This is a genomic window from uncultured Virgibacillus sp. (assembly GCF_947495635.1).
Classification (GTDB): domain Bacteria; phylum Bacillota; class Bacilli; order Bacillales; family Amphibacillaceae; genus Virgibacillus; species Virgibacillus salarius.
The window spans coordinates 39,454-62,742 of record NZ_CANMAB010000006.1; the positions used below are offsets into that span (position 1 = coordinate 39,454).

Sequence of the window (23,289 nt, forward strand, 5' to 3'; positions counted from 1 at the left end):
CCGTATCCTCGGATAGTAGCTCGAAGTTTTTATATCCTCTTCTCTTTTCTTTAAGTTCGCATCTTAAATAGTAGGTAAAGCTTTCAAACAAACTGGTGATTTAATCGGATACTCAATTCCTGTATACGTTGGAATTCCATCTCTCCCGAGCTTCATAAGTACGATTGTATTAGAATGCTCATTTGCTACCAAGAGCAAATTTTCATTCGGTATCAATGTAAAATTACGAGGCCATTCACCTATTGAGGATACACAGATAGCATCTGTTAATAATCCGTTACTATCTATTTTACAAATACCAATACTGTGATGACCGCGATTAGAAACATATAAATAGGACATATCATGAGAAATGTGAATATCTGCAGCATAATTAACACCTTCAAAGCTTTTCGGAATCGTCCGAACTTCTTGGATAAGCTCTAGCTTAGTAATGGAAGCATCATATTGATAGACCGCAACTTTTGAATTAAATTCATTGACAACATATATTTTCCGATGACTGTCCGCAATCGCTATATGTCTCGGCCCTGATTTAGCATTGGCTTTTAAATCATATAGTAGTATCAGTTTACCTTGCTGTTCATTAAATTCATAGAGATAGAGCCTATCTAGACCTAAATCCGTTACAACATATTTCTTCGACTTCGGAATAGACATAATGGTATGCGGATGGGAACCTTGCTTATAGACTACTTTATCCGTTAAAAGACCCAGCGAGCCATCTTTTAATACCTGATGTACAGTAGTAGTTCCTTCACCATAATTCACGGTTAATAAATGCGTTTCGTCTGTACTCAATGTTACATAACACGGACCATTTCCAGCTGTTTTCTGTCTGCTTTGTTCGGTTAGCTTATGATCAGCTTCATTTATACGATACGAAACCACTTCACCATCCTCTACTTCACTGCAAGCATATACTACATCTTGCGTGCTATTTACAGTAAGGTAGGAAGGATTCCTTATCCCTTTAACAGCTGACAAATATCTTAAATTTAGATTACTTGTTTGCAGGGATAGTACGTGTAAGGAATGATCATGTTCAGTGCCATAAGTACCTACATATACGTGATAAGCTCGAGAACTAGTTTCCATATGTATCCCTCCTTCTATCCTTAAATTGGCAGTACGTGAAAGAATACATTAGGTGATGCCATCCGATAATAATAACTTGACCATCCTAAGCCTGTAGAGTTTTCAATGTCATGATAATACAATCTTTTTTGTTCCAATTCGTCAATAAAATCGATTTCTCCACTTACATACTCATTAATTCGATAAATAGCAGTTTCCAGCCTTGACTTTAAGCCACCGTAGCGAATATCAATTACTTCCCAGCCAAACGGCTTATGCATATGTAGCCATTGTTTACGATGGGCCAAACGTAACACCTCTGCTTTATCTATTATTTCAGGAAGTACCTGATCTGCAATATGCTTTAATTCTTTGTTATCCCCTCTATCATAGGCTGCTTTTAATTGTACACCGATCGTTGCTTTCACACTCAACAATTCAGCCAACTTTTCTGGGACATCAAAAATATAATCCAACGCATTATTTCCATCTCTTGATACACGTATCTTGTTTGCTAATGCTTTGTAGTGGGAATATAAATCAAGTCCTTCCACATGTTTATCAAATAAACCCAATAATACATCTTGCCATAGTAAAAATTTTGATGGATTCGTTTGTTCCTTATTATTTGAATCTACACCAGGTATGGCATCAAGCTCATTTAATAGTAGGTAAGTCTCTGCATCAATACCGGTGCAAAACTTCACCCGATCATGAAGCTTGCTTCTATCCAACGTTCGTGCATACGCATGCTCAGCATATAATTGTAACCCTAACATTGCTGAAAAATAATTATTTTCATAACCGTCATCTCCCCATAGCGTTACAAATACGTCTTGAATACCCTCTTGTTTACAAGCCTGTAATGCCGCATCACTTGCCCCAAGAGACAAGCCATAATTTGTGGCAAATGTATTCCAAACCCATATTCCACCTGCAAAGGCAGGCTTCCTTCCGAATGCTTTGTGCTTTTTCATCATTGCCAGATATTCTTCCTTCTTCGTATGTGCATAATCCCAATACATGAGGGTAACATTCTTCGGTGTTGCTTCAATTATTTCATCAGGAATTTCAGTCATTAAATCATAATGGGCATCCCCCGTTTTAGAGGCAAGCTTCATGAACATATCACTCCACATCATTGGCATCAGTCCATTTTCGTCCACAATTTCAAGCACTCTATTCAGGTGACTAGTCATTAATTCCAATCTATCTTTATGTCCGAATTTATTTAGATACACGCCTCTCCCAAGTTCTTCTGCTTCATCCATACCAATATGAATTCGCTTACTTCGGAAAGGCTTCGTTACTGACTCTATCATGTCTCTAACAAATGTATAGGTAGCTTCACTTTCAACTAACAGTACACCGCGCGTATCCTTTAATCCACTTGCATCACTCCATTTTAAAAATTCCTCTAAATGAGCAAGTGTTTGAATACATGGTATAAGCTCAATACCAAATTGATGGGCATAATCATCCAGCTGGTTTAATTGATCTAGAGAATACCTTCCCCTCATATAGCCGAAATATGGTTGGCTTTCAATTTCATATACATCCTCCATGTATAGCATTGCAGAATTAAAGCCCATTAGTGCTAGCTTACGAAGCATATCCTCAAATCGTTCTGGTTTCATTACTGCGTTTCGTGATAGGTCAAACATTGGACCAATAGTTTCAAACTGTGCATCCTCTTCAATATGGAATGTTTTTGACCGAGCATAGTTCTCTAACAACAAGCCTAATCCTCTGAAGAAAGCCGCTTTCTTATCATAGACAATTTCCCCTTGACCATTCTTTAATGAAACTGACAACCCTTTATCAGCTTGTTTAATTAAAATAGGGATACCATCTTCTGCTAATTCAAAATTCAAATCTGATTGTAATTCTTTTATTGCAGATAACAGATTATTTGTAGCGCCTTTCAGCATTAGCTTCATAACTAATTCCTCCAATTTCCATTATAGAATATGCTAACATCTAAATTTATAACTTAGTTAGAGATTATATGTGCCAAAGTGTCCGTGTAATCCTACGTTTATCCTTTTACTGCACCTGAGGTTGCACCTTTTTCAATTGTTTTTTGTGCAAATAAGTAAAAGATAATGACTGGGACTACTGTCATAGCTATAGCAGCTGTCATTAATCCATAATCTGTCCCATACTGAGAGCTAACATGTGATAGCAATACAACAATTGGCCGAACATGTTCTTGTTCAACTAATACAAGAGATGTGAACAAATCATTGTATGACCATAAAAAGACGAAGGTCCCTACTGTACCAAATATCGGGAGCGAAACAGGTAAGAACACTTTCGTAAACATCTTCCAGCGACTGCAACCATCCATTAATGAAGCTTCTTCTAATTCTTTAGGTATGGTAGCCATATAGCCACTAATGACCAAGATAGCAAACGGAAGATTTCCTGCTGTTTGCGGAATAATCAATGCCAAGTGCGTATTAACAAGCTCTAAATCTATCATCATCCGATAAACGGGCACGATAGTTGCAAATGCTGGAATTAATAGACTCATAACTAATATCGTCTGTAATGCCCCGCGTAACCGGAAGCTTAATCGAGCCATTACGAAGGCTGCTAATCCACCAAAGAATAATACAAAAAAAACAACTGAACCAGACATAATAAAACTATTCAGATAACTTCTACCGATATCTATTGTATCAAATGCATTGATATAATTCTGCAATGTTGGATCAGTTGGTAGTTTAAATGTATCTGTAATGATTTCTCTTGATGGTTTAAAGGAGTTTAAAAATACCCAGACTAGTGGGAAGATGGTTGAAATCGACCATATAATAAGAATGGTGTATATAAAAAGTTTTCCATACTTCGATTTTGAAAAGAATCGACCTTGAAATTTTTCCCAAAATGTAAGTCTATTAACTTCTGTACGCAAATCTTTTCACCTCTTTTTCTAATTAATAAGGTTCAAAAAATCATTGCTAATTTATACCTGTTAAGCATCTTTAATATGTTACTTCATCTTTATTACCCAAAAGCTTGTTTGTTAAAAATGCTAGAGAAAGCCCAATTACGACCATCAGCACCGCTAATGTTGCTCCGTAACCAATTGCACCATCATTAAAGGCTTTTTGATACATATATGTACCCAGTACCTCGGAGGATCTTGCTGGTCCTCCTCTTGTAATAATATAAACTAGTTCAAATATCTTCAGAGCACCTGTAATCGCTAGTACTAGACATGTTTTTAAGTCACTGACGATAAGTGGAATCGTTAATTTGGTCATTCGTTGAAAACCTGTTATACCTTCCAGCTTCGCTGCTTCGTAGTAATCATCTGGAATTTTTTCAATTGCTGTTAATATGATTAAAAAGTAAAACCCTACATAACTCCAAATTGTAGGAATAGCAACCATATAAAGCGAAGATTGTTCTGTAAGCCAAAGCACTCTATCAAACCCTAATCTCACTAATATTTCATTAAGTAATCCATTTCGATGATTATAAATTAATGTGAATAGTAGCCCGATAGCAGCACCAGAAATAACGATTGGAAAGAAGAAGGTTGTACGAAAGAAACGAACACCGTGTTTTATGGAGTCAACCATTACAGCTAATACCAAAGCAATACCTACCTGGAAAACAGCTACATACAGCATTAATTCTAATGAATTTAACGTTGCACCAATTGCAATCTCATCTTCAAAAAGTCTTTTGTAGTTATCCCAACCGATAAATTTAGAATTAAAAAAACCATCGGTGTTATAAAAACTTTGAACAATATTTTCAAAAAAAGGATAATACAAAAAGATTGCTGAAATTAAAAAAGCAGGTGCTAAAAAAAGAAATATAACTAATCTATCACCCTTCATAATAAACCCCTTTTTGATTTTATTTGCAGGAGGAGGCTGAGACAAATGTGTTTTTTATTCACATAATAATCCGAACGATTTCACCTGAATCAATTCGGATTATTTGTTTACTTGAAACAGGTTCTATCATGGCTCCAGCAAAATACTGCGTTTCGTATCAAAATTCGGCTTTTGGGTTAACTATTTTTGCTTCGCCCCAGACCCTCTTCCTGGCCATTTGAAATATACTCCCTTTCCACAGACAGCGCTTTCTTTATCGTCAGTATATATCCACTTACTACTGGAACTAAACAGTTGCTGCTTCTATTCAAACATTTTGATTATTTACTCTAGAGCAGCAGCCTCCTCCAGAACGTGTTTACCTGTTTTCTCACCGCTAACAATTTGTGGTACACTTGTACGAATATGCGTAAATGCTTCAGGTAAAATCCTATCATTAATTGGTGAAGCAACTGCATTCGCCTCCTCTACCATTTTATGACCTGCAGCGATATTTTCTGGTAGATCTGTTAATGCTCCCTTCGCAGGAACCTGTCCAGTAGCTTCTGCAATTCGTACAATATTTTCCTCAGATGTTAAGAAGTTAAAAAGCTCAACAACTGCATCACGCTTTTTATCATCTTCATAAGCCTTGGTACTGATGAACCATCCCTGTGAAGCACCACCTACAACATCACCAGTAGAGCCTCCATCACCATATACCGGCATTGGTAATACAGCTATATTTTCAGCAATCTCCTCAGGCATTGCCCCCCAAGCCCATGATCCTTCGAAAAGCATCGCAGCTTGTTCCTGATGAAATAGGCTGGCAGCGATGGATAAGTCAATTGTACCTGCGTCCTCTGGGAATGCTCCCATTTCAGCATGTTCCCCAATCTTATCCAAGCCTTCTGCCCATGCAACATTTTGATCAGCCAAGCTCGCGTTATAATTTTCAATTCCACCTGCTGCTAGTGCATAATGTTCAACTACATAATAAGAATCTTCGGTAGATGCGGCTACTGGAATAATATCTGTCTCTGCAAATTTCTTAATTGCCTCTTCATATTTCTCCCATGTGGTTGGTAGTTCAACACCATGTTCCTCAAATAACTTCTTATTTACAAATAATCCTTCATAAAATCCAGTTTGTGGTGCAGCGTAAATATTCCCATCTTCACGACGTTGCTGTTCTAGCATGGAATCATAATTTGAAAGATCAACACCTTCAGCCTCTTCCAAATTCACTACTTTACCAGCTTCAATAATTCCTTCAGCATCTACTGTATTAAAATAAAACATAAGATCTGGTTCATTATTTGACGTAAAATCAGTATTTACTTTAGTACGTATCGTTCCTGCATCAGCAGATTGCGATTCATTAATAATCGAAACATGCTCATTATCAGCTTTAAACTCTTCTAAAAGCTTCTCGAATACTTCTCCTGCTGGATCGGTACCTGCCATTGTAGTAACAACTCTTAATTCAACATCTTCCTCTGCGTTGGCTTCTTTACCGTTTGATTCCCCTGATGAATCAGTATTTTCATCACCGGTACAAGCAGCAAGAAGTAGTACGCAGATTGACATAACAAATAGTAAAAAACAAATACTCCTTTTTTCCAACATGATTTCCCCCTTGTTTTGTTATTACAAATAATACAACTAAAGTAACATTTAGTTGTCTATACCGATAGTACCAGTTTTCTGAAAAATGTCAATATTTATAAAGTGGAATTTCAATTAGTTGAGAGTCTTATTTATCTTCTACGGATGGTTAGTACCACGAGGGTATGGCCTAAGGCCCTGAAACCAATCGGACATTTACTGGCAGTCCACCCCACACTTATCCAGATTGCTTTCTCTTTATTGCTTGAAGCGAGGGGCTTACTGCCAGTTATATGCGGGATAAAAAATAATCGTTATCATCTATTCAAATAAGTTTGTTATATCATTTTACTAGCACCATTTATTATGATCAGCTTAATTACCAGCTCAATACCTAATCAAAACAACTAACTGCTTTATGTAAAGCGAACTCTTGAAAGTCGATGCAAAATTGGTTCCGTACAATTTTTAGTTTTGCAGTAACTATTACCCATGATAAAGGACTCCAATGAATAGTAATCGTCAACTGAATTTATGATTTTCCGTAAAAATGAGTGCAGAAATTCCGTATATATGAAGAAATTTTGCCTCCATTGACTTGATTCACTACGTCCTAAATTATTTATATAGGTACATATACCAATATATTTTTATAAACGCTTTAATTATTTATAATTTTCTATTAAAAACAACAACTTCGCTAGACAACTATATAATTGGGTGCTATTCTAAAAATATATGCCTAAAAAGCTAAGTAACATTACCCATCTAAAGAAACATGAAAAATAACTTCCGTTAAAAGAGCGTCCAATATAGCTCGCTTAGGACACTCTCCAAAATGGAGGAAAACCCTAATAAAACCATACTTGTTTACATATATTCAATATTAAATGTAAATATAGATTTCAAGGAGATCTTAAAATGATTAATAAAAACTCCCCCATCCCGATCTATCATCAGTTGGAGGAATATATTAAGCAACAAATTGAAAATAATGATTTAAAACCAGGTGATGTACTACCGTCCGAACGTGAATTTGCTGAAACATATAATATTAGTCGAATGACAGTAAGACAGGCCATTACTAATCTCGTAAATGATCAGCTTCTTTATCGAATTAAAGGTAAGGGCACTTTTGTCATGGGTCCAAAATTTGAACAAAAGCTTCATGGCCTTACGAGTTTTACGGAGGAAATGCGAGCAAGAGGCATGCAAACGAGCAGTAAGCTTCTTCATTTTGAAATTGTTCCTGCCAACAATGAACTTGCATCACAGTTGAATATTCCGGAATATGCACCTGTCTATGAAATCAAACGAATTCGGCTAGCTGAAGATATTCCGATGGCATTAGAGCGTACCTATATCCCAGCAAATTTAGTAATGGGTATTACGGAAGATATTGTTCAGCATTCACTATATCAGTATATTGAGAATAACTTACAATTAAAAATCACGGACGGTTTTCAAGTCATCGAAGCAGCTATTGCCACAGAGGAGGAAGTAACGCATTTACAAATAGAAAAAAACGCACCTATTCTTTTAATGCAACGAACGACTAATTTAGAGAACAAGCATACATTAGAAGTTGTGAAGTCCTCTTACCGTGCAGATCGATACAAATTTATGATTGATCTCGTTAGACATTAGTTTTATAGAGGAACAGACAAAGCGTTCTTTCTTTTCGAGGAGTCTACGTAGAGTAGTCTTTTGTTCATCTTCAGAAAGGGCTGTTCTATATCGACCACTAAATTCTTTCTAATAAGGCATGACTGCGACGGATTTTATCAAGATATTTTTTATAGTCTAGGAACTCAAATAAAATTTGCCCATGTGGATAATTATGGGCGTATTGACCCGCGTCCAGCTCAGCACCCAGATACGATGCAAATTCATGAATCGTCCTATGATAAGTCATCATCGGCTCGCAAGCTCACCGTGATTCCTTTATTTCCGTTGACTCGCTCCGGTCACTACATTTCTAATCGGGTGCTTCCGCTTTTTTTATTTCATTTTCCTCTTCTATTCACGTAATAATACTTATAAACAAGAAGGAAAGGATGATGTATCATGAATACAATATTTTCTATTGCTTCCAAAAAACATTCGGAGATGATCGATATTACTGCCCAATTAAAAAGCTGGGTTGGTGAAAATAATATAAGAGATGGAATTTTAGTTGTACAGTCCATGCATACAACAGCCGGAATTACAGTAAATGAAAATGCAGACCCAGATGTGAAGTCGGATATGCTAATGCGCTTGGATGAAATTTATCCATGGAATCACGTTCAAGATAAACATGTTGAAGGAAATACTGCTGCTCATTTAAAAACAAGTACTTTAGGGCACGCACAAACACTAATTATTGAAAATGGAGACCTTGTCCTTGGTACATGGCAAGGAGTTTATTTTTGTGAATTTGATGGTCCTCGCCAAAGAAGATTACATGCAAAGGTAATCTCCTGCTGAATAGGACACTTATGACTTATAATTAAGGAGTACCATAAGAAAACCAAAGCTGAAAAAGGAGGACCTTAAAAGTGTCCTCCTTTTTTCATATAACTACTTTCGATTAGCGAGATCTTGTTCAGCGATTTTTATCATTCGCTTCACCATTTCGCCCCCTACGGATCCATTCTCACGTGCAGTTGTGTCAGCTCCAAGCTCAACATGCTGCTCATTTGCGATTTCATATTTCAACGCATCCACCGCATTTTGTGCACTTGGTACTACTAGCTTATTACGATTTTCTGCCATTGGAATTCACTCCTAGGGAAAGTAGTAGAACAGTATAAGACTGTTCTCTCTTACTATGTGATTTTTTTAGGAAATTACACATTTTTTAACTTTTCCCATACCTCCGTTCGTTTTACTACTTTTTTAAGGTTCTACTTTGCCGTCATCTCCCATTGCTTAACAAAGCTCAATAATTATAAATTGGCTCTGTTTGTCAATCCTACTTTGTAAATAGTTTGAGTTTACCAATTCTCTCCACGGCTTCTACCAGACGTTGCTCAGTTACAAGCAATCCAACCCGAATATAACCTTCTCCTCTATTTCCAAAACCGTTCCCTGGAGCTACCGCAACATGCGCCTCTTCTAACAAGAGATCGGCAAAAGACTCGGATGTAAAGCCCTCTGGAACGGGTAACCAGGCGAAAAAGGTTCCTTTCGAAGGTTCTACCCTCCAACCAATCTCTTGGAGTTTGCTTACAAAGACATTTCGACGATGTTCATACGTTTTGACAAGCTTGACTACTGCAGACTGATCTCCAAGCAATGCTTCTTCAGCAGCTTTCTGTATTGCACCAAATATACTGACATACAAATGATCTTGAATGAGATTAAGACCTTCGACAACAGAATGATTTCCAACAGCAAAGCCTACTCGCCATCCTGCCATGTTATACGTCTTTGACAAGGTATACACTTCTATGCCAACATCCTTTGCTCCTTTAGATTGCAGGAAGCTTTGAGGCTTTTTCCCATCAAATCCCATTGCTCCATAGGCAAAATCGTGAACAACACATGTATGGTATCTTTTTGCAACAGCAACTGTTTCATCAAAAAATGCTTTGCTAGCGAGTGCTGCCGTTGGGTTATTCGGATAATTTAAAAACATCAGCTTTGCCTGTTCCCATTTCCTCCTGCAAATTTTAGAATAATCCGGTAGAAAATGGTTCTCTACTAGTAATGGCATTAACGCTATCTTTGCATCAGCTAATGCTATACCTGACATATAATCTGGATAACCTGGATCTGGTAGTAAAGCTAAATCACCAGGATTAAGTAGACATTGGCTTATTTCTACTAGACCAGCTTTAGCCCCAAACAAAATAGCTACTTCAGTATTTGGGTCAAGGTTTATATTATATTCACGTCTATAATATTGGGAAATAGCTTCTTTTAGAAAAAATTGGCCTCTAAATGGTGAATATTGATGATACAAAGGATTTTCAGCTGCCTCTTGTAATTCCTTGACAACATGAATAGGAGTAGGTAAATCTGGGTTTCCTTGACCTAGATTAATTACATCATGACCTTGTTCTGTTAACCGCTCAACCTTCTGCACAAGATGGGCAAAGAATTGACGCGGCAACCGTTTTAATGTATTTGAATAAGTAAAGCTTTGCACGTTCTTCATCCCCTCAGCATGAACATACTATTTTATACATGTTAGCTATTGTACGAAGAATTGTAAAGATCTTTCAAAATAGATTGACAACTAGAATAAAAAAGTAAGAAAATATGTTTTAAACTCTTTGTATTGTCAGGAAAGGTTATCGTTGGAGAAAACTAATCTTGTTCATACATATAATTCCTAAATGAGCAGCAATTGGAGGCTAGTAGCATGGGAGAATTTCTTACCATATTAAGAGATATCATTTTACCCATTTTCATCCTTATGACCATTGGCTTCTTTTTGAGAAAAAATTTAATCTCGATTTGCAAACATTAGCAAAGCTTAAATCTATTTAGTACCTAGCTCACGGATATTGTTTTAACCGATGACAAATTACAATTAGTTTTTTCTCTTTATGTTTGGACATTTGGTAAGTGTTTCGTAAAATAAGCGGCAAGTACTAATAAAAGTATGGAAATTCCCCAGCTAGCAATCCCCATTAGCTGAAACACGTATGCTACATAATTGATACATGCGGATAATAACAAGCAAATAGGCGTAAGAGCAGTCTTCATCCCTGTCACTCCTGCCCTCTTACGATTTCTTATAATAACGAAACCTGCTATCAGCATTACAAATGGAATGATACTCCATAAACCATCAGCTATCATCTTCATTTCCCCCTTCTTTTACAACGATTAGATGTGAAACTTCAATTATTAGGAATCCTACTGTCAGTTATATGTGGGGTAAACAACAGTGTATTACCTTCATTCTACCTTTTTGAAAAAAATATTCAAATTGTGAACTTCGGCGTTTTCCCTGTGAACTTCATCATTATTCAACTACAAACAACCCCACAGCAACTATGCTGTGAGGCTGTTCGCACTACACCCACCACATCTCGGTGGGCGCTTCTTTAATCGTTACCCTTTTTAAGTTCTTTACAGCTGCTTGAAAGCCTTCATCAATGGACATGATTGGATCTTCATGCTCAATGCTAATTACATAATCATACCCATACGTACGTAACGCACTAATGATGTCGGACCATTCTTTTTCACTATGACCATAGCCGACAGAGCGAAAAGTCCAGGCACGACTTTGGACACTTGCGTATGGCTGCATATCGGTAAGCCCATACATATTAACATTATCTTGATCAATATACGTATCTTTTGCATGAAAGTGATGAATTGCATTTTCTTTTCCTAAAATTTTTATTGCAGCAACAGGATCGATTCCTTGCCACCACAAATGGCTTGGATCTAGATTAGCACCGACAGCATCGTTTGTCGCTTCTCTTAATTTAAGCATCGTATACGGAGTATGCACTAGAAAGCCTGCATGTAATTCAAGGCCGATTTTCACACCATGATCCTTGGCAAATTGACCTGCTTCTTTCCAGTAAGGAATCAATTTTTTCTCCCATTGCCATTTGAGTATATCTGAATATTCGTTTGGCCATGGTGTAACGGGCCAATTCGGATATTTCGATTCCTCGTTGGAACCTGGTGTGCCAGAGAACGTATTAACAACTGGCACATTCATAAGCTCCGCTAATTTCACCGTTTTCATAAAGGTATTATGAGAGGATTGTGCATAATTCTTATTTGGAGAGACTGGATTATCGTGACAACTAAATGCACTAATCGTTAAACCTCTTGAATGAATTTTATCTAAGTATGCTTTTCGTTTCTCTTCACTTGCTAATAGTTCGTCGACATTACAATGTGCTGCTCCAGGGTTGCCGCCTGTTCCAATTTCAACTGCTTCAAGCCCTGATGCTTCGACATAATCAAGCATTTCTACAAACGATTTTTCTGCAAATAATACAGTAAATACGCCTAGTTTCATTTGTCACTCCACCCTTTCTTATGTTAATTTCACGCTGCTTCCAGTTTTACTACTTTGATAAATAGCATCGATAATTTTCGTTACCTTTAATGCCTGTTCAGGTATTACTACTAATTCCGCTTTCCCTAAGCAGCTATTAACGAAGTTTTCTGCTTGAGCAAAGCCAGCCTTAGTTTCATTATGTTCTACCTCAGCATCGCTCTTCATAAATGTTCCAAGCCTTGGTTGATACAATTCAAACGGATAGACACTTAGCCCCCCATCTACTCCAGAAATACTTAGATGCTTTGTATCTTCTTTAATATTGGCTGACCATGAACACTCTAATAACATGGAAATGCCATTTTCAAAGGTAATATAGCCAGATACATGGTCATCGACATTAAAGGTTTCATGATCAAAGCTGCCCCAATCGTTAAGTTGATTCGGTAGTTTACTTAATCGATTGTATGTTGTACCCATAACCTCGACAGGCCTCGGATCTCCTAATAACCAGATTGCTAAATCTAGCAAATGACAGCCATAATCAATTAAGCTACCTCCACCTTGTAATTCTTTGTTGGTAAAAACCCCCCAACCAGGTACCTTTCTTCTTCGCAATGCTTGAACCCTTGTTACCAATGGATCGCCAATTTGCTGCTGTAAAACTGCCTGTTTCGCAAGCTGTGCTGAATCTGTATGCCGATAATGATAAGCGATGGCCAACTGTTTATCTGCTTTATCTGCAGCTTCTACCATTCGCTCACACTCAGCCGTCGTCATCGCCATCGGCTTTTCACATAGTACATGAACACCTGCTTCCAATGCGGCCACTGCAATTTCTGCATGAAACTTATTCGGTGTACAAATGACAACTGCATCCACAACAGTGAATAATTCATGATATTGCGCAAACGTTTGTGGTATCGAATAAGCTGCTGCTACTTCTAAAGCTCGCTCTTGATTAACATCTTGTACGGCAACCAACTCCACGCTTTCTTGTAATTCTTGAAACGCTGGAATATGTCTACTTTGGGCGATTCCGCCTACACCAATCAAACCTACTTGTAATTTATCCATAACTTACCTTCCTATATTTTTCTAATATTGTTTGGTTTTACTAGATTCTAAAGCTGTCAACATTACGTCAAGTGACTTGAGTCCTTCTTCGCCATTAATAAGAGGTTCTGTGTCATTAAGAATCGAACCTACAAAGTGATCCATTACATGAGTTGAGGTTTGCCCACCTGCTTCATTAGATTGAATACACCCAAATCATGCTTGGTTACTTCTCCATTTACATAATGTACAATAAAACAATAGTTCGAATCAGCTTCTAAACGCATGATGCCTTTTTCACCATAAAACGTTGTCGCATTATCCTCTTTTGAAACATAAAGCCCAGCTTGCTGTTCCGATAATGCCGCTTTCCGTTTTTAGAATACATACAGAATTATCATCAACATCCGTCTCCGTTTTAGCATTTGTCTCCACAAAGGCAGCTACTTCTCTAATTTCTTCGCCAAGAAGATAACGAATTAAATCTGCCTTATGTACACCCATTGCTCCAATGAAAGCTTGATCTTTTTGGAAGAACCAGCTCGCTTTCCCATCGATACTCCAACCTTCTGGTCCGCCATGATCAAATGTCGTTCGGAAGCTATATATCTTTCCTAACTCACCGTTTTCAATAATTTCTTTTGCTTTCTGGTGAGAAGGTACAAATCGTTGATTATGACCAATCATTAACTTTTTACCATATTTACTCGCAGTAGCAATCATTTATTGCGCCTCTTCTCGGCTTGTTGCCATTGGCTTCTCACATAACACATGACAGCCTCCAAAGCTGCAATAGATACAGGGCTTCTCTTTCTCCAACAGTTCTTGGTAATTTGTATAAGCATTCGCTTGAAAGTCTATTGCTATCTCTTGAACTCGCTCATGAATGATATCACAGACAGCAACAATTTCGATTTGATCGTTGGCTTGATATTCTACTAAATGTCTATGTCTAGCAATACTTCCACAGCCAATCACCGCAACACGTAACGATGCCATTTCCAATCTATCCTTTCTTGGAAATTTCTTCTAACGGTTGTTTATTACCATACGTTGGCTTTTTACTTTTGGGACTCGCGGCCCATTTCACACCATTAGTAATAATTCGTTGGATTTCTTGATTATGATAGGTTGGATACGTTTCGTGTCCTGGTCGAAAGTAGAAGATTTTCCCTTGCCCTCGTTTAAATGTAGCCCCACTACGGAAAACCTCTCCTCCCTCAAACCAGCTGACAAAAACCAATTCATCTGGCGCAGGTATATCGAAGTGCTCTCCATACATTTCTTCCTTCTCGAGTTCTACATATTCGCCAACACCCTCCGTAATTGAATGACTTGGATCTACTACCCAAAGCCGCTCTTTATCATCTGCTTCACGCCATTTCAAATCACAAGTTGTTCCCATTAGCTTTTTAAATACCTTTGAAAAATGTCCGGAATGTAAAACAATTAGCCCCATTCCCTCTAGAACACGTGTCTTTACCTGTTCTGCAATCGCTTCTTCAACCTCCTCATGTGCTTTATGTCCCCACCAGACCAAAACATCCGTTTTGTCTAGTACTTCATTTGTTAAGCCATGTTCTGGTTGATCTAGTGTAGCTGTTTGTGTCTTAAAACCTGCTTCCGTTAAAAACCGGGCAATAGTATGATGAATACCCTTGGGGTAAATCGCTTCAACTATTGGATTTTCCTGTTCATGACGAAATTCGTTCCAAACTGTGATTTTCATCTTGTAGTATATCCCCTTCGCCTATTAAGTTTTTTAATTCTTATGTCACCATTATTTTGTTAACATTTTGTTAATTATAATTCGCCTTCCTTCTTGATGTGATCGAACAGATGCTTCATTTATTAACGTAAGTTTTATAAAATCATCCTTCGTAATGCTTGGTTGTTTTTGTTCTTTAATTGCTTGTACCCATTGCTCCAATGGTCTTGGCTTATCAGTCATTGGCTCATCCATTAACGTCCAATTATTTTCATTTACATGCATGCTTTTTATTTTCACTTCTCCCTCTTCTGCCAGTAAAGTTCCCTCTGTACCATATAATTCCAATTGAAATGGGCTGCCATGTGAAAGAAAACTCGTTTCAATAACTCCCAATGCTCCAGACGTATACTCGACCGTGACGACAGCTGTATCATCCACTTGATCACTCTCCTGCTGTTGTAAACGTGCATAAAGAGCTTCTGCCTCTCCTGCTAAACGATTCATTAAATAAATGGGATGTGCTCCGAGATCTATTAAAGCCCCTCCACCTGTCTGTTCCTTTCTGAAAAATCGTTCTGGGAGCCAGCCACGATCTTCTCCTTCATAAATAACACCACCATTATGTGCAAGACGACAGCGAATCATTGATAGCTTCCCAAGCCAGCCTTGCTCAAGCGCTTTCTCAGCATACAAAAACTCTTTTTCTACAAGTCTAGGAAGTGAAAGCATCACTTCAACGCCTTGCTCTTCGACAGCTTCTAGAATTGCTTCACAGTCTTTTACCGTTAATGCTAGTACTTTTTCAGTAAATATATGCTTTTTATGCTTAGCTGCCTTTATAAGTATTTCTTTATGTCTATGAGTCGGTGTCGTTACGATAACAGCATCAATGGATGGATTTGCACAGACACAATCCAAATCCGCTTCGAATGGTACACCTAACTCCCTTGCCCATTGCTCACCTCTTGCTGTATCTTCATCCCAGACCATTTGAATATTTAATGCTTTATTATCCTTTGCTTCACGCGCGTAGTCGTCCGCGTGAACATGCCATCTACTCAATAATGCTACTTGGATGATTGTCATCTACCTCCTTCACTATTAATCAAAATATACAGCCTTACCAGTTTTGGCAGATTGATAGATTGCTTCTAGTATTTGGGTTACCACTAAAGCTTCCTTCGGTTTTACAATCGGTTCGTTATCCTGCATAATTGCATCAATCCAAAGGCGTGCTTCTAAATCAGCTGCACTTTCTGTTTCTCCATCATAGAAAGCGACACCTCCAGCATCTAAATCTACATTTGTTGTATACAACTTACCAAATTCTTCTCCATTAATACGTAATCCATCCTTCATGTCTGCACCACCATCCGTTCCACTTAATGAACATTTGGCTTCATCAACGTCTAATGAATTTAGTGCCCAGCTAGATTCCAGAATGATTGTAGCTCCATTCTTCATCGTAATAAATCCAAACGCTGAATCCTCAACTGTAAAGTCTTTTGGATCCCATGCCCCCCAAGGATTAGCTGCATTTTCTTTCTTACCTAACTGATGATGTGTTGCTCCCATTACAGCTTTAGGTTCATAATTGTCCATCATCCAAAGGGTTAAATCCAATGCATGTGTACCAATATCAATTAATGGTCCACCACCCTGCTTTTCACCATCTAAAAACACGCCCCAGGTTGGAACAGCACGCCTGCGAATTGCATGTGCTTTTGCAAAATAGATGTTCCCTAAATCGCCACGCTGACAAACCTGTCGCAAATACTGACTATCCTGACGAAAACGATTGTTATAGCCAATCGTAAGTTTTTTATTTGACTTCTCTGCAGTAGCCAACATTGCTTTTGCTTCCTCCGTTGACTTTGCCATTGGTTTTTCACACATGACATGCTTCCCAGCATTTAAAGCAGCTATCGTAATTTCTGCATGAGAGATATTCGGTGTACACACATGAACGACGTCGATAGATTCGTTAGCTAAAAGCTCCTTATAATGCTCATATATCATGGCATTAGCAACGCCATACTGATCGGCCGCCTTCTGGGCTTTTTCCTTTTTTGAATCGCAAAATGCTATTAATTCAACCTCACTAATTCTTGATAGACTTGGTAAGTGCTTACCAAAAGCAATTCCTCCACAGCCGATTATTGCAACACGTAGTTTTTCCATCATATTGATCACCCTTTATATTTAGTAGCGAATTCCATGTATATTGCCTAGTAAATGATTGTTTCTATATTGACATTACACTGTTTATTCTTTTACCGAACCAGATGTTAACCCGGAAACGATTCTTCTTTGGAAAAGGAGCACAATTATTACAATTGGTATGGTAACAATAACAGTAGCTGCTGAAATATCCCCCCACGGAATAGAGAATTGACTCTGGTACATGGATATCCCAACTGGAACTGTACGCCATACATCATCACTATTTATAGTTAATGCAAATAAGTATTCATTCCATGCAGCAATAAAAACTAAAATACCCGTTGTAAATACACCAGGAGCTGCTAAAGGAAAGATTATCTTTCGAAACGTCTGGAATGGGCTAGCACCGTCCAGCTTGGCTGACTCTTCTAACTCATAAGGTATTTTCTGGAAAAAAGTCGATAAAATCCAAATGGATAGTGGTAGGCTTATCGTAATATACGGTATAACTAGCCCTAGATAGCTATTACGTAATCCTAAACCTGTAACCAAATTAAACATTGGTGAAATGATCGCTATTTGCGGAAACATTGATGCCGCCAATACAAGCCCTAAAATTAATCCCTTACCTTTAATTGGTAATCGTGTTACTGCATAGGCGGTAAAGGATGCAAATACCAAGGATAATAAAGTAGTTAGTATCGATACCACAAAACTATTTAGCATATAGCGTAATAACGGTCGATTCGTCAATGCAGCCTCGTACGATGATAGTGATGGATCAGTAGTAAACCATTTAAATGAGGAAAAGATTTCATTTGTTGGTTTAATAGATGTTAAAAATACCCATATGAAAGGGAACATAACTAACAAGACAAATACGATTAAGAAAAAGTAAAATCCAATATTTCCACGTTTCTTCATGACTTCCCTCCTCATTTTGTACGCCCAGCAAATAAATCAGAGCCGATTAGTTTCACATAAATAAAGCTGATTAGGGCTACAAATAAGAAAACGATTACAGAAAGCACGGAGCCCTCTCCAAAATTCTGTTGGGCAAATAGCGTTTTATATGCATATACGGAGATCGATTCCGTAGCATTTGCTGGACCCCCACCAGTCAATACAAAAATTAAATCAAATACACGAAACGCATCAAGTGTTCTAAATAACAAAGCAACAAGTATCGAAGACTTTAATAATGGTAATGTAATTCGCCAAAACTGCTGAAATTTATTAGCTCCATCCACATTTGATGCTTCATATAACGAATTGGGAATTGTCTGTAGACCTGCTAATAACAGTAATGCCATATAAGGAGTTGTTTTCCAAACATCAGCTAATATAATAGAAAACATTCCTCCAGAAGAAGTAGATAGTAACCATGATGCATCTGGAATAATATTCAATACTTCTAAGTAATGTGCAACAATTCCTGATTGTCCATCATATAAAAATCCCCACATCATGGCGGCAACTGCTGTAGGAATTGCCCAAGGTATTAAAACCGATGCACGTATAATGCCTCTTCCTTTAAACGCACGATTGATTAGTAACGCAATGCACATACCAAGTATCAGTTCTAATGCGACTGTAACTACAGTGAAAAAAGTTGTATTCCAAATTGATTTCCACATACGTGCATCCTGTATATATTTTGCATAGTTATCAAAACCAATAAAATTTGATTTTAAAATAGCTTTTGCAGTTGCACCTAGTAGATCTGCAGCTTGCTGATAATTATCTGCCACTGCACTAGCTTCACTAGCTTCGGCAATCTTCACTAATTCAGCTTGATAACCTTTTAATGCATCACGATATGTTTCAGCAAAGTCATTATCTATCTTCTGATATTTCAGCTCAGAATCTGTAACTGGTTGGAAGTTCATAATTAATTCATCAACTTTGCCTACTTTTTCTTTCGTCTTATCATCCTCTAGCAGTTGGGAATGATAATTGTTAATTTCTTTATTTATGTTCGTAATTGTGGAGGTTATTTCTTCATCTTCTGCAGCAGTTGCCAACTCCTCTAGTTGACTATTTATATAAAAATGATTATCTACATATCTCTCTAGATCGATAGTCGCACTCAACATAAGCTCTGAACGATTCGGATCATTTAATCGATAATCAAATAAACTATTCCAAAATGATTGAGCAACTGGCCAAAGAACAACAACAAACACAAGAATTAATGAAGGTATTACCATCGCATATCCAAGCTGCTTCTCATTTAATTGAAAACTTCGTTTCTTCCTCATGGTTACCTCCCTATTGCAAGAGTAGTTAATTGAAAACCAAAATACTAGAGCCTGTAAGTTTCTATTAATAAAGTAAAACTTCAATCCGTGGAGTTTTTTTATCCCTCACTTACCAATATTGGTTTCAATCTTGCTTGAAGTGGGAAATTTACTGCTAGTTATATGCGGGATAAAGGCAAGATGAGCATAATTTCCCCACCTTGCCTTATTTGTTTCTTTAACTGTATTACTCCTTCATCGCAGCTTCCATTTTAGTTTGCATATTTGTTGCGGCATCTTGCGCAGATTGATCACCAGTTAACACTTTTGAAATTTCAATTTGCATGATATCTGAAATCTCTGGATATATTGGTGATACCGGTCGAGGGACAGCAGTTTGTAATACTTCGCGAAATTCTGAATTAGCAAATAACAAGCTGACATCCTGCACTTCTGTATCATCATATAGATCAATCAATGTTGGTGCACGTCCACCTTCTATTGCAGAAATCTTTTGTCCCTCTGGTCCAGAAATAAATTTTACAAATTCCCAGGCTGCCTCTGGGTGCTCGGAATAACGGTTGATCATGGTCATCCATCCGCCTAACGCAGCAGCACTACCTTCATCTCCTGCAGGAAGCATTGCCATTTCAACATTATCTACAATTTCAGAACGTTCTTCATCATTAGAAGAAGCCATCATATAGGGCCAATTTCTAGCAAACACTGATTTCCCCTGTATCCACGCATTTTCTGTTTCTATTTCTTTAAAATTTAAAATATTTTCTGGAACAAATTCAGACCCGACAACTTCCTTCATTTTTTCTAATGCTTTCACCGTTTCTGGACTATCAGCTACGACGTTATTATCTTCATCAACAATCTGTCCACCGTATGAAGCAATATATTCGATAGCATTTGTAATCAATCCTTCATACTGTGCGGATTGCATTAGATACCCAAATTTCGTACCTTCTTCACCCTGGAATTCCTTTGCCATTGTTATTAATTCATCCCAAGTTTTCGGGGGTTCATCTACGATATCTGATCGGTAGTAGAATACACCAGCGTCAGTATATTGTGGCATTGCCCATTGTTTACCGTTAAATTTCCCAGCTGCTACAGTACCTGGGAAATATGCATTCATATCTATACCATCTTTTTTAATAAATCGATCCAATTCTAGTGCATAATTGGCTTGGGCAAATTCAGCTGGCCAGATAACATCTGCATTAAACACATCAATTTCGGAGCTTTGCGAACTGAAAGCGGTTACATATTGATCATGTGACTGCCCTGTATCTGCTGGCATCTCTCGCTCCTCCACGTTAATATTGGGATGCTTTTCTTCAAAAGCTTTAATAACTGCTTTCGTAGCAGGTGATGTATCGACTCCACGTGCATAAACAATAGTAATTTGTTCGTCATCCTTTGTTGTATCTTCAGAATTATCTGCTGAATCGTTTTCATTTTTACTCTCATCTTCTGATGCTGAATCACTACAAGCAATTAAGAAAAAAGTTAAAGCAATGAATAGCAAACTACTAAGTACATACTTGGATAACCTCAATTTTAGTCCCCCTTAAAATTATATCGATTTCACGTTTGTGCATTTATTGAATATTACAAATAATGAAATCGATTACATTATGGTTTAATTATAACCCTTATTAAAATGTTGTCAACGATTTTTTGAATATGAAAAAGTGAAACTTCAATCAGTAAGCTGATTGTTAGTACCACAAGGGTATGACCTAAAGGCCTTTGAACTAATCAGACATTTACTAGCAGTTGAACCCACACTTACCATTATTCGTTTCACTTATTGCTTAAGGTGGGGATATTATTGCCAGTTATATGTGGATAAATCACCTTACTTTCTAAGGAAAGCTCCTTCAGAATGAATGACCTGCCCAGTGATCCATGCTGATTCTTTACTTGCAAGAAAGGTGACTAGTCTTGCTGCATCCGTTGGTTGACCAATTCTCCCCATTAAAAATTGACTGCCTAGTTCCTGCTTGTCCTCATCAGACATCCACCCTGTATCTGTAGGTCCAGGATTAACAGCATTGACGGTAATCCCTAGTGGAGCTACTTCTGCGGAAAGGCTCACTGTAAATGTAGAAATAGCACCTTTTGTTGCTCCATAAGCTAATTCCTCGATCATTGGCCCTTGATCTTGACCAGATACCAAATTAATAATTCTCCCAGCGGTTTGAGTTGATTTTTTAAATAGACGTGCAAATAGAGTAGAAAGTATCATAGTTGAACGCATATTTACTGAATAGTGAACATCTAAACTACTAGCATTAAGCTTTTCATAGCCATCTCGTTCCGAATGAGCTGCATTATTTACTAAAATCGTTGGTGATCCTATGCTATTTACAGCTACGTCCAAGACTTTCTGTGGTGCATCTGGAATAGATAGATCAATACACATGTGATCACTATTTATCCCTATGTCGGCCAACTCTGCTTGAAAGTTCTCTGGCCAGTCTGCTACTGCTTTCCAATGCGTAAAGAAAATGGAACTACCCGCTTTCGCTAGCTGGCGACAAATTGCTGCTCCTATTGCTTCTCCATGGCTTACCCCCGTAACGATTGCCTTTGCATTAGACAGATTATAAATGTTCATAGCCTCCTTATGTAGATTCACGAATAACTAACTCATGTTCTAATAGCATGCTTTCTACTTCTTCACCTTTAATCTTATTAATAAGCATGGACGCTGAAATACACCCCATGCGATACATTGGCTGCGATACTGTCGTTAACGTTGGATGTGTCATATTGGAAAAACTTATTTTATCAAAGCCAATAATGGCAATATCATCCGGAACCTTCAAACCATTGGCATGAATTTCTTTGAGTGCTCCAATGGCTAGTACATCCGATACAGCAAAGACAGCATCTGGTTTTTCTTCCTGATTGAGAAGTGTTCGCATCGCTTGCTGACCACTTTCAAAATTTAGTTGGTTAATATTATATATCCTTTTCTTTTCTACAGCTATATTAAACTCACGAAAGGCTTTCTCATAGCCTGCACGCCGTTCACGAGCATACAAAAATTTTTCATCGGAATTAATGAAAGCTATTCTTTTTTTCCCAATCTTTATTAAATGCTTCACAGCTTGATATGCAGCTAACTCGTTATCAATGGAAACGTAGGAGATATTCCCTTCTTTATCAAACTCACTGCATTGTACGATTGGATGGTTCGTTGCTAGTTCCAAAACATTTTTACGATTGATAGTTGGATCCATTAAAATAATTCCATCTGCCATCCGATTTCGTACTAAATTAAAATAAATAGCTTCTCGTTTTGGATTCGAGTCTGTCTCACAAAGTAAAATATTATACCCTTCTTTAATGGAAGTATCTTCAATTCCATTAATAATTTCTGTATAAAAAGGATTGGAAATACTTGGGATTAACACAAGAAGTAGCCTGCTTTCTGAATTTCGCAAATTTCGTCCTAGAACACTTGGCTCGTAGTTCAACTCATCTATTGCTTGTTCAACTCGATTTCGTGTCTTCTCTTTTACCTTACTTCGATTATTAATAACCCTTGAAACTGTAGCGACAGAAACTCCTGCCCTTTTTGCTACCTCCTGAATTGTGACCATGATTTCACAC

The 23,289-nt window shown here is 37.6% G+C and carries 21 protein-coding genes and 1 pseudogene; 3 read left to right on the plus strand and 19 right to left on the minus strand.

What is annotated here, in order from left to right; translation table 11 throughout:
• Window positions 1-63: 63 nt before the first annotated feature.
• The 5 genes from Q1A47_RS02680 to Q1A47_RS02700 form a co-directional block, all read right to left on the minus strand.
• Window positions 64-1,098 carry a lactonase family protein gene (locus Q1A47_RS02680; protein ID WP_051388369.1) on the minus strand — a complete coding sequence of 345 codons (1,035 nt, stop codon included), beginning with the start codon at window positions 1,096-1,098 and terminating at the stop codon, window positions 64-66.
• Between the two features lie 20 nt (window positions 1,099-1,118).
• Window positions 1,119-3,017 carry a beta-N-acetylhexosaminidase gene (locus Q1A47_RS02685; RefSeq protein WP_026682088.1) on the minus strand — a complete coding sequence of 633 codons (1,899 nt, stop codon included), beginning with the start codon at window positions 3,015-3,017 and terminating at the stop codon, window positions 1,119-1,121.
• Window positions 3,018-3,115: 98 nt separating this feature from the next.
• Window positions 3,116-3,997, minus strand: coding sequence for a carbohydrate ABC transporter permease (locus tag Q1A47_RS02690; RefSeq protein ID WP_026682089.1), 882 nt, complete (start codon window positions 3,995-3,997; stop codon window positions 3,116-3,118).
• 70 nt (window positions 3,998-4,067) lie between these two features.
• Window positions 4,068-4,934, minus strand: coding sequence for a carbohydrate ABC transporter permease (locus Q1A47_RS02695; RefSeq protein WP_026682090.1), 867 nt, complete (start codon window positions 4,932-4,934; stop codon window positions 4,068-4,070).
• 324 nt (window positions 4,935-5,258) lie between these two features.
• On the minus strand, window positions 5,259-6,539 hold the full coding sequence (locus Q1A47_RS02700) for an ABC transporter substrate-binding protein (protein ID WP_051388370.1): 1,281 nt from the start codon (window positions 6,537-6,539) through the stop codon (window positions 5,259-5,261).
• A gap of 903 nt (window positions 6,540-7,442) precedes the next feature.
• On the opposite strand from Q1A47_RS02700, the gene Q1A47_RS02705 reads away from it, so the two are divergent.
• Window positions 7,443-8,168 carry a GntR family transcriptional regulator gene (locus tag Q1A47_RS02705; RefSeq protein WP_026682092.1) on the plus strand — a complete coding sequence of 242 codons (726 nt, stop codon included), beginning with the start codon at window positions 7,443-7,445 and terminating at the stop codon, window positions 8,166-8,168.
• A gap of 420 nt (window positions 8,169-8,588) precedes the next feature.
• Window positions 8,589-8,990: a secondary thiamine-phosphate synthase enzyme YjbQ gene (locus tag Q1A47_RS02710; RefSeq protein ID WP_026682093.1), complete on the plus strand. Its 402-nt coding sequence runs from the start codon at window positions 8,589-8,591 to the stop codon at window positions 8,988-8,990.
• Window positions 8,991-9,083: 93 nt separating this feature from the next.
• On the opposite strand, the gene Q1A47_RS02715 is transcribed toward Q1A47_RS02710, so the two are convergent.
• The 12 genes and pseudogenes from Q1A47_RS02715 to Q1A47_RS02770 all read right to left on the minus strand — a co-directional run bounded on the left by Q1A47_RS02715 (window position 9,084) and on the right by Q1A47_RS02770 (window position 21,223).
• Complete coding sequence (locus Q1A47_RS02715) at window positions 9,084-9,278, minus strand: alpha/beta-type small acid-soluble spore protein (RefSeq protein ID WP_026682321.1); 195 nt, start codon at window positions 9,276-9,278, stop codon at window positions 9,084-9,086.
• Window positions 9,279-9,477: 199 nt separating this feature from the next.
• Window positions 9,478-10,665 carry a pyridoxal phosphate-dependent aminotransferase gene (locus Q1A47_RS02720; RefSeq protein ID WP_121603840.1) on the minus strand — a complete coding sequence of 396 codons (1,188 nt, stop codon included), beginning with the start codon at window positions 10,663-10,665 and terminating at the stop codon, window positions 9,478-9,480.
• 392 nt (window positions 10,666-11,057) lie between these two features.
• The gene (locus tag Q1A47_RS02725) at window positions 11,058-11,315 is read right to left on the minus strand and encodes a hypothetical protein (RefSeq protein ID WP_051388398.1); all 258 of its coding nucleotides are present in this window, start codon (window positions 11,313-11,315) and stop codon (window positions 11,058-11,060) included.
• A gap of 217 nt (window positions 11,316-11,532) precedes the next feature.
• On the minus strand, window positions 11,533-12,501 hold the full coding sequence (locus Q1A47_RS02730; RefSeq protein WP_166530125.1) for a sugar phosphate isomerase/epimerase: 969 nt from the start codon (window positions 12,499-12,501) through the stop codon (window positions 11,533-11,535).
• An 18-nt stretch (window positions 12,502-12,519) separates the two neighbouring features.
• The gene (locus Q1A47_RS02735) at window positions 12,520-13,560 is read right to left on the minus strand and encodes a Gfo/Idh/MocA family protein (RefSeq protein WP_166530124.1); all 1,041 of its coding nucleotides are present in this window, start codon (window positions 13,558-13,560) and stop codon (window positions 12,520-12,522) included.
• A 21-nt stretch (window positions 13,561-13,581) separates the two neighbouring features.
• Window positions 13,582-14,538, minus strand: a pseudogene (locus Q1A47_RS02740) (Gfo/Idh/MocA family oxidoreductase).
• 7 nt (window positions 14,539-14,545) lie between these two features.
• Window positions 14,546-15,268 carry a ThuA domain-containing protein gene (locus Q1A47_RS02745; RefSeq protein ID WP_166530123.1) on the minus strand — a complete coding sequence of 241 codons (723 nt, stop codon included), beginning with the start codon at window positions 15,266-15,268 and terminating at the stop codon, window positions 14,546-14,548.
• A 51-nt stretch (window positions 15,269-15,319) separates the two neighbouring features.
• Entirely contained in the window at window positions 15,320-16,336 is a 1,017-nt protein-coding gene (locus Q1A47_RS02750) for a Gfo/Idh/MocA family protein (protein ID WP_246484635.1), read from the minus strand.
• Between the two features lie 15 nt (window positions 16,337-16,351).
• Window positions 16,352-17,434: a Gfo/Idh/MocA family protein gene (locus Q1A47_RS02755; protein ID WP_166530122.1), complete on the minus strand. Its 1,083-nt coding sequence runs from the start codon at window positions 17,432-17,434 to the stop codon at window positions 16,352-16,354.
• Between the two features lie 81 nt (window positions 17,435-17,515).
• Entirely contained in the window at window positions 17,516-18,337 is an 822-nt protein-coding gene (locus tag Q1A47_RS02760) for a carbohydrate ABC transporter permease (RefSeq protein WP_026682313.1), read from the minus strand.
• Window positions 18,338-18,348: 11 nt separating this feature from the next.
• Window positions 18,349-19,674, minus strand: coding sequence for a carbohydrate ABC transporter permease (locus tag Q1A47_RS02765; protein WP_026682312.1), 1,326 nt, complete (start codon window positions 19,672-19,674; stop codon window positions 18,349-18,351).
• A gap of 226 nt (window positions 19,675-19,900) precedes the next feature.
• Entirely contained in the window at window positions 19,901-21,223 is a 1,323-nt protein-coding gene (locus Q1A47_RS02770; protein ID WP_121603843.1) for an ABC transporter substrate-binding protein, read from the minus strand.
• A 160-nt stretch (window positions 21,224-21,383) separates the two neighbouring features.
• Here Q1A47_RS02770 and Q1A47_RS02775 point away from each other — a divergent pair, with 160 nt between their 5' ends.
• On the plus strand, window positions 21,384-21,557 hold the full coding sequence (locus Q1A47_RS02775; RefSeq protein WP_299630400.1) for a hypothetical protein: 174 nt from the start codon (window positions 21,384-21,386) through the stop codon (window positions 21,555-21,557).
• On the opposite strand, the gene Q1A47_RS02780 is transcribed toward Q1A47_RS02775, so the two are convergent.
• Together Q1A47_RS02780 and Q1A47_RS02785 are read right to left on the minus strand one after the other, a co-directional pair.
• The gene (locus Q1A47_RS02780; protein ID WP_121603844.1) at window positions 21,527-22,288 is read right to left on the minus strand and encodes an SDR family oxidoreductase; all 762 of its coding nucleotides are present in this window, start codon (window positions 22,286-22,288) and stop codon (window positions 21,527-21,529) included. The two genes, Q1A47_RS02775 and Q1A47_RS02780, sit on opposite strands and share 31 nt — an antisense overlap.
• A gap of 7 nt (window positions 22,289-22,295) precedes the next feature.
• Window positions 22,296-23,279: a LacI family DNA-binding transcriptional regulator gene (locus Q1A47_RS02785; RefSeq protein ID WP_026682309.1), complete on the minus strand. Its 984-nt coding sequence runs from the start codon at window positions 23,277-23,279 to the stop codon at window positions 22,296-22,298.
• Between the last annotated feature and the right edge of the window lie 10 nt (window positions 23,280-23,289).

Bases quoted from the DNA above. Each gene is read 5' to 3' on its own strand.
- Q1A47_RS02680 (WP_051388369.1), bottom strand. From the start codon at position 1,098: ATGGAAACTAGTTCTCGAGCTTATCACGTATATGTAGGTACTTATGGC.
- Q1A47_RS02685 (WP_026682088.1), bottom strand. From the start codon at position 3,017: ATGAAGCTAATGCTGAAAGGCGCTACAAATAATCTGTTATCTGCAATA.
- Q1A47_RS02695 (WP_026682090.1), bottom strand. From the start codon at position 4,934: ATGAAGGGTGATAGATTAGTTATATTTCTTTTTTTAGCACCTGCTTTT.
- Q1A47_RS02705 (WP_026682092.1), top strand. From the start codon at position 7,443: ATGATTAATAAAAACTCCCCCATCCCGATCTATCATCAGTTGGAGGAA.
- Q1A47_RS02710 (WP_026682093.1), top strand. From the start codon at position 8,589: ATGAATACAATATTTTCTATTGCTTCCAAAAAACATTCGGAGATGATC.
- Q1A47_RS02715 (WP_026682321.1), bottom strand. From the start codon at position 9,278: ATGGCAGAAAATCGTAATAAGCTAGTAGTACCAAGTGCACAAAATGCG.
- Q1A47_RS02720 (WP_121603840.1), bottom strand. From the start codon at position 10,665: ATGAAGAACGTGCAAAGCTTTACTTATTCAAATACATTAAAACGGTTG.
- Q1A47_RS02725 (WP_051388398.1), bottom strand. From the start codon at position 11,315: ATGATAGCTGATGGTTTATGGAGTATCATTCCATTTGTAATGCTGATA.
- Q1A47_RS02730 (WP_166530125.1), bottom strand. From the start codon at position 12,501: ATGAAACTAGGCGTATTTACTGTATTATTTGCAGAAAAATCGTTTGTA.
- Q1A47_RS02735 (WP_166530124.1), bottom strand. From the start codon at position 13,560: ATGGATAAATTACAAGTAGGTTTGATTGGTGTAGGCGGAATCGCCCAA.
- Q1A47_RS02745 (WP_166530123.1), bottom strand. From the start codon at position 15,268: ATGAAAATCACAGTTTGGAACGAATTTCGTCATGAACAGGAAAATCCA.
- Q1A47_RS02750 (WP_246484635.1), bottom strand. From the start codon at position 16,336: ATGACAATCATCCAAGTAGCATTATTGAGTAGATGGCATGTTCACGCG.
- Q1A47_RS02755 (WP_166530122.1), bottom strand. From the start codon at position 17,434: ATGATGGAAAAACTACGTGTTGCAATAATCGGCTGTGGAGGAATTGCT.
- Q1A47_RS02760 (WP_026682313.1), bottom strand. From the start codon at position 18,337: ATGAAGAAACGTGGAAATATTGGATTTTACTTTTTCTTAATCGTATTT.
- Q1A47_RS02765 (WP_026682312.1), bottom strand. From the start codon at position 19,674: ATGAGGAAGAAACGAAGTTTTCAATTAAATGAGAAGCAGCTTGGATAT.
- Q1A47_RS02780 (WP_121603844.1), bottom strand. From the start codon at position 22,288: ATGAACATTTATAATCTGTCTAATGCAAAGGCAATCGTTACGGGGGTA.
- Q1A47_RS02785 (WP_026682309.1), bottom strand. From the start codon at position 23,279: ATGGTCACAATTCAGGAGGTAGCAAAAAGGGCAGGAGTTTCTGTCGCT.